Annotated in this window: 11 protein-coding genes; 4 read left to right on the top strand and 7 right to left on the bottom strand. The window is 34.2% G+C overall.

What is annotated here, in order from left to right; translation table 11 throughout:
- Positions 1-241: 241 nt before the first annotated feature.
- The 7 genes from F6K22_RS10890 to F6K22_RS10860 all read right to left on the bottom strand — a co-directional run bounded on the left by F6K22_RS10890 (position 242) and on the right by F6K22_RS10860 (position 5,123).
- Positions 242-1,102: a 2OG-Fe(II) oxygenase gene (locus F6K22_RS10890; protein ID WP_293096994.1), complete on the bottom strand. Its 861-nt coding sequence runs from the start codon at positions 1,100-1,102 to the stop codon at positions 242-244.
- 776 nt (positions 1,103-1,878) lie between these two features.
- Entirely contained in the window at positions 1,879-3,315 is a 1,437-nt protein-coding gene (locus tag F6K22_RS10885; RefSeq protein ID WP_293096991.1) for an HTTM domain-containing protein, read from the bottom strand.
- Positions 3,278-3,511, bottom strand: coding sequence for a zinc ribbon domain-containing protein (locus tag F6K22_RS10880; RefSeq protein ID WP_293096988.1), 234 nt, complete (start codon positions 3,509-3,511; stop codon positions 3,278-3,280). The genes F6K22_RS10885 and F6K22_RS10880 overlap by 38 nt, the downstream gene beginning before the upstream one ends.
- A 197-nt stretch (positions 3,512-3,708) precedes the next feature.
- Positions 3,709-4,008 (bottom strand): transposase, encoded by a 300-nt coding sequence (locus F6K22_RS10875; RefSeq protein WP_293096985.1) that lies wholly within the window; start codon positions 4,006-4,008, stop codon positions 3,709-3,711.
- On the bottom strand, positions 3,989-4,333 hold the full coding sequence (locus F6K22_RS10870) for a hypothetical protein (protein WP_293096982.1): 345 nt from the start codon (positions 4,331-4,333) through the stop codon (positions 3,989-3,991). Before F6K22_RS10870 ends, F6K22_RS10875 begins: the two co-directional genes overlap by 20 nt.
- A 43-nt stretch (positions 4,334-4,376) precedes the next feature.
- Positions 4,377-4,556, bottom strand: a complete 180-nt coding sequence (locus tag F6K22_RS10865; RefSeq protein WP_293096980.1) for a helix-turn-helix domain-containing protein — start codon at positions 4,554-4,556, stop codon at positions 4,377-4,379.
- Positions 4,557-4,640: 84 nt separating this feature from the next.
- The gene (locus F6K22_RS10860; RefSeq protein WP_293096977.1) at positions 4,641-5,123 is read right to left on the bottom strand and encodes a hypothetical protein; all 483 of its coding nucleotides are present in this window, start codon (positions 5,121-5,123) and stop codon (positions 4,641-4,643) included.
- A gap of 727 nt (positions 5,124-5,850) precedes the next feature.
- Between F6K22_RS10860 and F6K22_RS10855 the strand changes: the two genes are divergently transcribed.
- The 4 genes from F6K22_RS10855 to F6K22_RS10840 all read left to right on the top strand — a co-directional run bounded on the left by F6K22_RS10855 (position 5,851) and on the right by F6K22_RS10840 (position 12,666).
- Complete coding sequence (locus F6K22_RS10855; protein WP_293096974.1) at positions 5,851-6,468, top strand: hypothetical protein; 618 nt, start codon at positions 5,851-5,853, stop codon at positions 6,466-6,468.
- Between the two features lie 6 nt (positions 6,469-6,474).
- Positions 6,475-8,967: an OmpA family protein gene (locus F6K22_RS10850; RefSeq protein WP_293096971.1), complete on the top strand. Its 2,493-nt coding sequence runs from the start codon at positions 6,475-6,477 to the stop codon at positions 8,965-8,967.
- 2 nt (positions 8,968-8,969) lie between these two features.
- Positions 8,970-9,506 (top strand): Rab family GTPase, encoded by a 537-nt coding sequence (locus tag F6K22_RS10845; RefSeq protein WP_293096997.1) that lies wholly within the window; start codon positions 8,970-8,972, stop codon positions 9,504-9,506.
- 1,606 nt (positions 9,507-11,112) lie between these two features.
- Positions 11,113-12,666 (top strand): sensor histidine kinase, encoded by a 1,554-nt coding sequence (locus F6K22_RS10840; protein ID WP_293096968.1) that lies wholly within the window; start codon positions 11,113-11,115, stop codon positions 12,664-12,666.
- Positions 12,667-12,771 lie beyond the last annotated feature (105 nt).

Below are 12,771 nucleotides of genomic sequence, written 5' to 3'. Positions count from 1 at the left end.
TTAATAAGTCCTGAATATTTCAGACAATGAAATTATCAACATTCTCCCAATTCCCCCATCCCCCCATCTCCCCATCTCCCCACCTCCCCATCACCTAATCTTCACGGCCAATCCAACCATTAAAGGTAAAGCGACTATGCTCAAATGCTTTAATAAGTCCTGAATATTTCAGACAATGAAATTATCAACATTCTCCCTATCTCCCCACCTCCCCATCTCCCTATCTCCCCATCACCTAATCTCAACGGCGAATCCAACCGTTAAATGCAAAGCGACTATGTTCAAATGCTTTAGTCGGACAATTAACGGGTAAGATTTCATGTAGGTAACGACTTGGGAAAAAGATAATACTATTATTGCGAGGTTCAATCACTTTAAAATCATTGTGTTTGGAAAGATTATTTCCGTCTACCTTAGTTTCATAAATTACTAATTCTCCTCCAGAGAATGATTTTGGTTCTTGATAAAAGTAGTAAACATAGGTCATTTCCCTCGTGGCAGTCATTTCTGTATTTGCATCACTATGAATTGTGTAGAAACAACTATCGTTGTGTGCTGTTAGTTGAATAACAATATTAGATGTGGAGAAATTTGGGTGGTTTAGCTTTTCCAAAACTGAGGGGAGAGTCTTTAAAACTTTAGTTTGTATTGATTTAGCAAGTTCGGGATAAAATTTATGGTGAAGAATTGAAGATTGTCTAAATTTCTTTATTTGATTCGTACTTTTGTTATGAACTGAAGAGTCGGTAAAATTATTTTTATTCTTGATAGCAATTGTGAGCGCTGCTTCTAGTTCTTGAGGTTCGAGGAAATTCTCAATTTGCAGATATTTGACAGGTAAAATTTTGGATTGATTTTGATTTGAGGTTGACTGAGAATAATTAGGGATAAATGTCGGTATTTTCGAGGTAGCAGATTCAATAATTCTGTTATTAGCTGAAGTTATTGGATTTTGAGTAGTTGTTTGACTAGATTGAGCTATCTCTAATATTCGCAAAGCAATTTCTGCTCTTTCTGTTAATGGTATGTTTGAGTTATCAAGAATCGTCTCTAGCAAATCAATAGACTTAGTTGTTAGTTGTTGTAGTTTATCCACAGTCATATTGTTGGTGATTAATAACTATTCTTCAGACATGATGTTATAAATCTGCTGATAAAAATTTGTTTTTTGTGGGTTGCCGTCATTCTTTTGAAGGTTGGCTCGGTGGTTTTGCAACCTCTATCTAATCATTATAAAACAATTAGCAAAACCCATCCCAGAAGGACAGGATTTTAACTAGCTATCAGCTAAAAATTCGGGTTTAAGTACCCGAATTCTATAATGATTATTTCTCAGATTATACCAATTCCCAAAAATAATGCTATACTTCCGATGAAACTTCAGTTATTAAGTAATAATAATGCTTCAGTAATGTTTGTAAAGATTATCGGCATTAAATCAAAATATCTTATCTCTTTTAACCGATAAATTGTGGGTATGCGCCTCCCCCTTTAAGCTATCCTTTATAAGGAACTCCTAAAAACCTTGTGGGAGGGTGGGGAGAGGGGGAAGAGGGGGAAGAGGGGGGAGTAAGAATCTTGGTGTGCATTTCTCACTTCTTTATGTCTAATTCAATACACTATTTCTCAGAAAAAAGCTGATTCAAGACCTAAGCATAACTGACTGAACTTATCAAGTTTTATGTTAAGAAAGATGTTGATAAAGCCTCCCCCTTTAAGGGGAAAAAAGAAAAAAAATTTCCTTTGAGTCAATCCTATCCGTTTTCAAGGAGAGGTAATAATTAATTAATAATTATTAATTATTAATTATTAATTATTAATTGTTGAACCTACTCCCTACTCTCAAAGAGATGTAGCAAGAATGCATGATAAATGGTATTACTTAAAACAATAATGTCTATGAATCATAACTTTTTCTACTTCAGGAGTTTGATAGTTAGGTAAGGTTTTTTCTAACATAAAATAGATTTCAAAAGTATCAAGTTGTTCTTGACCTTGATGTTTACTATTCCAGTCACGGCACAAATATTTACCATAATAAAGACGATGAGCAGCATGACGCTTCGACCAAATATTCATCATATACTTACGCCAGCGTTCATTAGGATAAGTTGATGAAACTAATAAAGGTTTATCCCAAATCACAGGTTTACCATTTTTAAATAAATCAATTTCTTTACCATTTTTCAACTTACCTGGAATCACATACCAACCATCTTCAACTGAGGGATAGGGGGCAAACATACTCCATTTTTGATCTAATCTGAGAATTAAATTAGTTGCTCTTACTATTTTTGGGATAGGAAATATTTCTGGGGAAATACTATTAAGATTCCAGATTAATACAAAAGCGAGAAATAACAAAGCAAGTATATTCTGATAATTAGCTGAATAAACTTGAATGGGACGATATTTTAATCTGGAAATTAATTGATGAAAATTACTATTGATATTGTTTAGTTCAGCGCATTTATTTTTGCCTATAGTTGTAATTATGGGTAAACTAAAAACTAAAGTTAGAGGTCGAAATATAGGAGAAAGATGACACATATAAATCAATGCCTGAAATTGAATATATTGATTGCCTTTATCTTCCACCAATAACCATGAATTACTGGTCTTTATTGCTGTATAAATTTCGGGTTTTGTTTTCGCTGAGATAACTAATTCTCTTGGTAAAAATAAAAAGCAGGAAAGTAAATATAATCTTTTTTGATATGTACTATAATCAGGATTATAATAAATTTTAATACTGGTAATTTGTTTATATTGTAATTTTTGAGTTAACCAATCCCAAAAATCACTAGGCAAGAATACTAACCAGCTAACAATACATACATAAGGAAATAAACCTAAAACTAAGCCGAGCCGAAAACCAATATGTAAACCAACAAAAATAAATACTGTTGAGCAACGAAAAAAACTATTTTTAATTGGTACAAATAATAAAAAAGGTGCTAATAACTCAATCCAGAGAGTGGCAAAATTAGCAAAAATTAAAAGTTTAGGAAACTGCAACATGAAGCTACTTAAGGGAGTAGCAAGTTGATCGATATTTAAAGCGTAATAAACAGCACTGCCATCTTCCCACCACATCGGATGAGATTTAAGCATCGCAGTAAACCAATAAATAAAGCATACTTGTAGAGTTAAAGAAATAGTACCACCTGAAATAATTGATTTAAGTAAAGGTTTTGATTCAGAATTTAAGGCACTATCAACTGAATAATATCCACCTAATGTTGACATCCTCCCCGCCGTAAACGGACGGGGATTCCTACCGAGCCGTAGCTCCTCGACGGGTTGACGTTTCATAAGCTGCTGCTACTTTGGCAGTAGTCTGACGCTGGCCTCCACGTCCGTTTTTTGTCTCGGGCTGCCCGCCCGCGACTAATATATTTATGGCTGCATTTTCATCACGGTCGTGTTTGGCAACACAGTTGAAACATTCCCACTCTCTTACTGAAAGGTCTAACTTTCCACCTGAAAATCCACAACATGAACAATGCATGTGATGTTGGTTCCCACCTGCTTATTACTCTAAAATCACGACCATATTTTTCTGCTTTCCCTTCTAAGAAAGTCCTAAATTGTCGCCAACCTAAATCAGATATGGCTCTGGATAATTTCCGATTCTTTACCATTCCAGATACATTCAAGTCTTCTCAAACTATTACTTGGTTTTCGTTAATAATTTCAGTAGATAATTTATGCAGAAAATCTGTTAAGCGTATCTTTCAGTTTGGCATGAAATTTAGCTATTTTTAGTCTAGCTTTTTCATAGCGTTTTGACCCTCTAGTTTTGTTAGATAATAACTTGCTTAATTTGCGGTATTTCTTAATTCGTTTCTTGAGTGGTTTTGGTGCATCAATTTTTCGACCATTACTCAAAGTCGCAAAAGTTTTAATTCCTAAATCTATACCTACTGAATTATCAGTTTTAGGTAAGATTTGGGCACAAGTTTCTACAACAAAACTTAAGAAGTATCTAGTAGGGGCGATTCGCATAGATGCCCCTACAGTCTTTGATAATAGTTACTGATGATGGAGTAGCAGGTAATTCTCTTGACCATACAATTTTCACACTTCCAATTTTGGCGTTGCTAGGAACTTTATGTTGACCAATTTTAAACCCCCATGCATGTAAACCTTGCAGTTTGTCTTGACTTTCTCGTTTTAAATCGCGGAGCGTTGCGAGGAACGAAGCAATCTGGAGGTTTAACAGGTCTACCCTTTCTCTTACCTTTGGTTGAATTAAAAAAGTTAGAGCAACGCTTGGTTTAAATCGTTTAAAGATTGCTGTAGTGGTATAGCAGAAACCTCTGATAACCACTCTCTGTCTTCAGTTTTTTGTAGGGGCGATTCGCGAATCGCCCCTACGTAATAAACTGTTTTTGTAGCTGAGAGTTAACAGGTTTTTTCTCTCCTGATTTATACTTTTTTTGACAGCAAGCTAGACCATCATTCCAGACAACACGGACACAGCCAAATAACTTGGCTAATCGGTATTTTTGTCCCGGTGTTGGATATACACGGTACTTAAATCTCAATTTCATAGTTTGAGCCTAAAGACAGTAGGATAATAACACATTTATTAAAACGCTCGTCAACTAAAAAGTCGCCCGCTTATGGGCGAGGCTTTAAACCCAATTTTTTGGTAAAAATATTCCCCAAAAAAGAAGTAAGCGCAATTCATAATCTCCAGCATTGAGAATAATGTTGTTACGACTATGCAAATAAGCAAGTAAAACCCAAGATAAAATGGTGAATAACTGAGTTCGATAACCAACTAGAAGTGCTATTGCACAAATAAAAGCAACCGTAAAAAGTAGCCCTTGAAATAAAACATTACCACTAAAAAGATGAAGTGACCAAAGCCAAGGATTTAAAAATTGTTCAATTAGTGGTCCGCGAGGCAAGATGCCAAAATCTGTATAGTGAGCTTTAATATCAGGAAAACGCTGGATTAAATCAACAATAATAATTAAGGCTGAACCAACCCGAAATAAAGCTAGCGATCGTAAGTCTAAGTTGAAAAATACTCCCACACGGACCAAACTCCCCACACGGACCACACGGACCACACGGACCAAACTCCCCAAACTCCCTAGACTCCCGCTCATAAATCCCAAATGGGTTCTGTTTTGAGGAGCGCTCTGGGGTCTTGGGGAATTAGGCAAGTTGAAAAATACTCCCGCACTTCCCAGACTCCCCAGACTCCCCAGACTCCCCAGACTCCCCAAACTCCCGCTCATAAATCCCAAATGGGTTCTGTTTTGAGGAGCGCTCTGGGGTCTCGGGGAATTAGGCAAGTTGAAAAATACTCCCACACTTCCTGCACGGACCAAACTCCCCAAACTCCCTAGACTCCCGCTCATAAATCCCAAATGGGTTCTGTTTTGAGGAGCGCTCTGGGGTCTCGGGGAATTAGGCAAGTTGAAAAATACTCCCACACTTCCTACACGGACCAAACTCCCCAAACTCCCTAGACTCCCGCTCATAAATCCCAAATGGGTTCTGTTTTGAGGAGCGCTCTGGGGTCTCGGGGAATTAGGTATTTCAAATCAGATGTCCCTTTAAATAAAAAGAGAAACTACAACCTAATAAATGGTATTTAAACTATTCATTCTGACTCCTACAAATAGTCTAACCATTAGTAGTAAACATCGATCGCGCTTGATATCAACCCTACTTCTATATTTACGCCAACTCCAGAATTCGGGTCTATCTGCTGAAAACCTCAGACCCAATAAACCCGGTTAATATTTTCAAGTCTAAGCAAAATCAAGTAGAATTAAGAATGTAAGCTTTTTAGCTTATACTAATTTTGGCAATTCACTAGGAGAAAAGATGGCCGAATTAACCAAAGAAGAAATGCGTGAGAGACTAGGAAATATTGATAAAATTCGCGATATAATTTTTGGCTCTAAGCTGAGAGAATACGAAAATCGTTTTGATAAGCTAGAATCAGAAGTATCCCTAGTTAAACAAGAAATTCATAATCAAATAGAACAAGTCAAAAACGCTTTTTCTACAGAACTACAAGCTACGGTTGATTCTATGGATCAAAAAATTAGAAGTATAAATTTAACTCTGCAAAATAATCAAGAAGATCTTGGTGAAACTAAGCAACAAATTGAACGGGTAAATCGAAAAATTACTACTACTAAAGAAGCTTTAGATGAAATTATTGATAATCAAACAACTTCTCTCCAAGATAAATTATTAAAAACAAGGGAGAAACTAGAGAACGATGTCAGTAACCTGAAAACTCAAATATTTGAGGAACTTGAGAAGCAGTTTTCCTTACTTCAAGATGGCAAAGTTTCACGGGATGATTTAGCAGAAATTATGTTTGAGGTTGGTATGAGAATGAAAAAAACTGAGTTAATGACTGAACTTAAAGAAGCAGCAGATAAAAATATAGGAACAGAGATTTTAGTATCAGATAACAATTTAATAAAGTAGAAATAGATGGCTTACTTGAACAGAAAACCTGCTAAAAATCAGAAATATATAGACAATAATCAATCTGTTGAAGTCAATGTAGAAGAAGTTGAACAGCTAAAACGTTTGTTCGATTTATTAGCAGACCTAAACTTAATTGATGTTCCTGAAGATTTGACAGATAAGTCTATTGAGTCTAAACAGCATATAAGTTTTCTGGAAAAGGAAGCTATTCAAATTGAAAATCAGGATGACTCTATCAATCATTCTCTTCAAAAAGAGTCTTCTCAAAATCACGATAATATTATAGATGTAGAAAATATATATACTAATAATCAAGCAAATAATCAAACGAAAATATTAGCTAGAGAAGAATTATTACTTTTAGCTGAAAATAAACTAGAAAAAAAATCAGAATTTTCTAATAATTATCAACAATCTAATGCAGAAATAGCAGCATTTGAAGCTTTACAGAATCTATTATTTGGCTCAAAAGTAGCTAGATTAATTCGGAGGCTAAATAATAACTTAGGAAACAAAAGTTTCGACGATCATCAAAATGAATTAAATAATCTATTCAATCCTTTATTATTAGAAAATTTATTCACTCATTTAGGTCAAACAGAAGGAGAAATTATAGAAAAAATTACCCCAGTAATTGACCAAGCTATACAAAAAAGATTTAGACAAGATCGAGAAGCAATAAGTTCTGCACTAGCTCCGATATTATCTCCGGCAATAGCAATACAAATAAATCAAGAACCCCAACTAATGGCTGAGGCATTAGCACCAATTATTGATATTATTCTGACTAAGAAAATAGAACAAGACCAACAGTCGATTATTGAAGTTTTAGCACCTTTATTGCCAGCAGTAATTTCCTATACAATACAGAATTATCCTCAAGAAATTGCTAAGGCATTAGCACCAGAAATGGGAGCTGCAATTAGAGAACAAATTAGGATAGATAGGCGACAAATTTCCCAAGCATTAGCACCAGAAATGGGTACAGTAATTAAAGACCAAATTTCCCTAGAGCAAAATTCCATCGTAGATGCTCTATATCCTGTGATTGGCAGTACCATTTCTAAATACATGACCGAAGCAATTCGAGAAATTAATGACAAAATTTCAGATACATTTAGTTTCAAGGGAATAAGACGGAAAATTCAGGCAATTTTTCAAGGAGTTTCTGAGGCAGAACTTATGCTCTCAGAAATAATGGTTTTTACAGTCCAAGCGGTATTTTTAATTCACAAAGAATCAGGTTTAATAATTACTGAAGCTCAACAGTCTGGGCGAGAAAAATTAGAATCAGAAATGGTGGCAGGAATGTTAACAGCCATCCGGAGTTTTGTGAATGATTGTATTGTTCAGTCTGGAGATATTTCAGAATTGAATGAGATTGAATATGGAGATTCAAAAATCATCTTAGAAGTTGCTGGACATTGTTATTTAGCAGTAGTAATCAAGGGAGAACCTAACAAGTCATTTATTAAAGAATTACGACAAACACTCAGCAATATTGTGATAGATTACGGTAGAGATATTAAGAATTTTGCCGGAGACCCAGATACGATTCCTAACTCAATTAAATTACTACTAAAAGCATTAATAGACATAGATGTACAAGAAAATAAGAAACTCTCTGTTTCTAAACCACCTACTGCTCTATTAATAATTTTTGGATTAATTGTAAGTTTAATTTTAATTCCTTGGGGAATCTATCAGTATTACAGTAGAGTTTATCGAAGTGTTGAAATAAGAACTACTCAAGGTTGGGCGAAGATTCCAGAGTTAGCCTTTTATAGTTTAAATGCAGAAGTAAAAAGAGGTTCTTTAACTCTAACTGGGCGACTGCCAAATCAAAATTTACGCAATCAAGCAGTAGAAATAGCTCAAAAACAGGCTGACCTTTATAATATAGAACTAGATAATCAAATAGTAACTATAGAAGTACCACCAGACCCCTCAGAAGTAAGTGGTGAAGTAGAGCGAATCACAAAAGCATTAAATCAAATTGAAGGCGTGTCCATCACCAGTAACTATACAGAAGATAAAGTGACTGTGAAAGGAACAGTGATGGATATGGCAGATACTCAGAAAATAATTAGAAAAATTGAGCAAGTCCCCGGAGTCCAATCTGTCATTACCACAATTAAACTAAGTCCACTAAAACTGAAAACTCGTATCTATTTCGATCTAGGTTCAGCTAAACTTGAGCCTACTTATGCAGAGACAATGGCCGAAATTAAAGAATTTCTCAGTCAATACCCTCAAAAACATCTTAGGATAATAGGTCATACAGATCGTACTGGCAATCCAGAGAGCAACCAAAAATTGGCCATACAAAGAGCCAATATAGTCAGAGATGCTTTGGTCAAACAAGGAGTGGACGCCAGACGATTACAAGTAACTGGACAAACAAACTCTCCTCAAGATGTAGAGTATAATCAGCCACTATTATTGAGTAGGTGTGTAACATTTGATTTGTTTGAAGCAACTGCAGAAGACAACTGACTATAATTATGATATCGAAAAAAATTTGTCTTGTTGGTGATTTTGGTGTGGGAAAAACTAGCCTAATTCGTCGATTTGTGGATCGGCAGTTTAGTGACCAATATCTTTCTACAGTAGGGGTAAAAATTTCTAGTAAAATAGTAAGTTTAGCCACAACAGAAGCAGAAAAAAATAATTCCTTGAAGCTATTAATTTGGGATTTAGAGGGTCATACTAAGTTTAAGGCGATCGCTCCTAGTTATTTACAAGGAGCGAGTGGAGCAATAGTTGTTGCAGATGTCACTCGTCAAGAAACTATAGATAATCTTACTGAAAGATTAGAATTATTTTTCTCAATAAATCCTCAAAGTATAGCTATATTGGCTTTGAATAAGTCTGATTTAGTTGATGCAGAAATAATTAATCAACTATTATCGCAATTCAATCATCAAGAAGATGAAAGAGTCATAGCGACATATAATACATCTGCTAAAACTGGTGAAAATGTGGATGAGATTTTTGATAAGTTATCTTATAGGATAGTGGAAAAAATAGTTTGAAGGAGGAATAAGTAGTTAGGAGGTAGGAAACAAAATTACAGCAGTTTTGGAGTTATGAGGTACAAAATTTTAGGACTTGGCAACAGCTGATCTGGCAACAGGCAACAGAGAATTAATAAACTGTACCTCACCATCCTCAAAATTTCTGTAATTAGTTGCAGATTTAGTTCCGCATAAAGACTACAAATATTATGATTTTGTGGTGTTATTATATGATTTATAAAAATTAATACTTGATTTTAAAACTACTTTATAATTAAGTATTTATTCCCTGGTCGTAATACCTAATACCAATTACCAGAAACTTTGCTATACTTAGATTTGATATTGATAAATATTATTTGTTGGAGTAAATATTCGCTATTTGGTAACTTTTGTGATAAATAAAAGTTATTTTTTCCAGCTTCTAAGTAGAGCAAGACTTTAGATAATTGGTATGAGACTTTTTTTTCAGAATATGTAGCAAATATGAATCAGATTTGGTATTAAATCTACTTATTAAAATAATTGGGTCGCCCAACCTAGTCTTTAAAGGCGAAATGTTTTTGGAGGGTTGCTCAAAATCTTCGTGACAAAAACAACTTCTAACTTATGACTTCGTCGATCATCCCTTCCTAAGTAGAGCGTGGTAAATTTTGTGCGTTATCTATCAAATTGTAAATTAGTTCAAAAGTTAGTTATATCATTATTTTGATGCATTTTGTAGCTAAATATGCAACGTCTTTTTTTAGTTTACTCTACTTATACTAATTCACTTTAAAGATATCACAAATAGTTTCAAACTTTGGATGTCAAATAATTGCCTCAAACTGTTGTATTGTCAAAGTTTTTAGCCTATCCAATCTAACTTCATAATTCATAATTCCCTGAAACGGTATACTTAGTACTAATTCACTTTAAAGATATCACAAATAGTTTCAAACTTTAGATGAAATAATTTCCTAAAATTACTGTTACTGTAGCATCAAAGTTTTGAGCCTATAAAATTTTAATGCATGACTTTTGACTTTTAATATCAAATCCGGTAGTATTGCTGTAATTAGATAAAGACTCAGGAGTCAGAAGTCAGGAGGCGCGGATACGGGGAGGGAAGAGAATTTAGAAAAATTTGGCAATGGCGCTCGTGAAGTGAACACTTTTTTATACCGAACCCGAGCGAATTTGATATAACTTGCGTGAAACGGTATTATACCATGCATGAAAAAAGAATGTTACGAATAATAAGGGCGATAAAAAGACTTTTACAGTAGATGTTCCTTTGACTAATAAGATAAGTTATGAAATCAGAAATGGTATCAAAGCTATTCATTCTAACTCTGTCCAACTGATTTCCCCTCCTGGGAGGGGTTAGGGGTGGGTTGACTCAAACAAAAATCCCCTAGTGCACAATGGCGGAAATAACTGACCAGTTACAAAATCCTAAAAACCTTACTAATCAATACTTTTGACTTTTGAATGCATGACTTTTGACTTCCGCGTAGCGGCACTAGCTATTTGTAGCAAACATTTATCAAGCTTGGTATTACTAGAGAATTCTATGCAAAATTTAGAAGTCTGACTTCTCAATTATTCCTCAATAAATAAAATTTTTTAGCTTGAACTACCCATGATTAACCTGTTAAAAAAACTATTGTTATCTCGTCAAACAGAGTATTTGATGATTAATTCACAGTTAAAAATTTTAGAGGTATCAAATGGGTTAAAAAAGTTTGCTGAATTTCCAGAATTAGCAATTCCCGGTGAAGATATTCAGAGTAGTTTTCCAGAATTAATAGGAACCGAAAAAATACTAGAGGAAGTAATTAATGGAAAGAGAGAAATTTTTGAATATGAAGGAGTTGCGAGGTCTCCAGAAAATAAATCTCCTCTGTATATAAATCTATCTATAATTGCAGATTTAAATCCAAATTTATCAGAAAAAAACTTAATAGTATTAGTTGAAGATGTCACAGAAAACATGGTAATGCAGCAGAAGTTAATTCAAAGTGCCAATGAATCTCATCTTTTATTAAGTGCTTTGACTGCTTCTCAGGATTATATTAATAAAATTATTACCTATATGGCAGATGTTTTATTGGTAACAACAAGTTCTGGAGTAATTAAAACTGTTAATCATGCAGCAGAAATTTTATTTGACTATCAGAAAGAAGAGTTGCTAGGCAAAGAAATTTCCATGATTATTCCTCAAGAAAAATTACTACATAAAGCGCGACAAAAACATCTGTTATTACAAGGGCAAGTATCTCAAGACGTAGAATTAATTTGTCAGAACAAAAGTGGAGAAAAAATAATTGTTGAATTTTCTTGTTCAGTAATTCAGACAGACGTGGAAGGAGTAGAAAATTTTGTTTATATAGGTAGAGATATTACAGAGCGGAAAAAAGAGGAAGAAGAAATACGTCAAGCTTTGGAACAAGAACGAGATTTGAGAGAAGTAAGGGGTCGTTTTTTCTCAATGGTTACTCACGAATTTGGTAATCCCTTAAATACAGTTTTATTATCTAGTCAATTGCTTCGATCTTATGAATCTGAAATTACTGAAGCAGAAAAAAATCAATATTTACTTTACATTGAAGAATCTACACAAGAAATGCTTGAACTGCTGGAGGATGTCAGATTTATTGGTAAAGCAGATGCAGGAAAACTCAAATATAAACCAGCACCTATTGATTTGATTAAAGTCGCCTCTCATATTGTCAACTCTATCAGAGTTACTGCTAGTAATAAACATATTATTAACTTCACAATTAACAAAAAAAATTCCCAAAAATCTAAATCTAAATCTGACAAGAATGAGGTGCAATTTTTCTTGATGGATGAGAAACTAATTCGGCATATCTTAAATAATTTATTATCCAATGCTATTAAGTATTCACCGACAGGAGGTCAGGTAGATTTCCAGTTTACTTTGGATGAGCAAAAAGCTATTTTTTCCATCAAAGATGAGGGGATAGGTATTCCAATTGAGAACCAAAAAAAATTGTTTGAATCTTTCTACAGAGCAAGTAATGTAGGCAAAATAGCAGGAACAGGATTAGGATTATCTATTGTTAAACAGTGCGTAGAGTTGCATAGTGGAAAAATAGATTTTTCCAGTGAAGTTGGTAAAGGAACTACTTTTATAGTCGAAATTCCATTAGAAAGAGTATATTCAAATTAGGGAAAAGGCAATCGGGAATGGGAAATAGAAAATTCACCATTTTCTACAGTTGCTCAAATTGCTGAAGTCAACAATTTGTTGATTTTAGGGAATAGGGAATAAGGA

Origin of the sequence: Okeania sp. SIO2F4, assembly GCF_010672385.1 — a bacterium.
Lineage (GTDB): Bacteria > Cyanobacteriota > Cyanobacteriia > Cyanobacteriales > Microcoleaceae > Trichodesmium.
The sequence above is the reverse complement of the archived record's forward strand: the minus strand, read 5'-3'. Positions and strand labels throughout refer to the sequence as shown.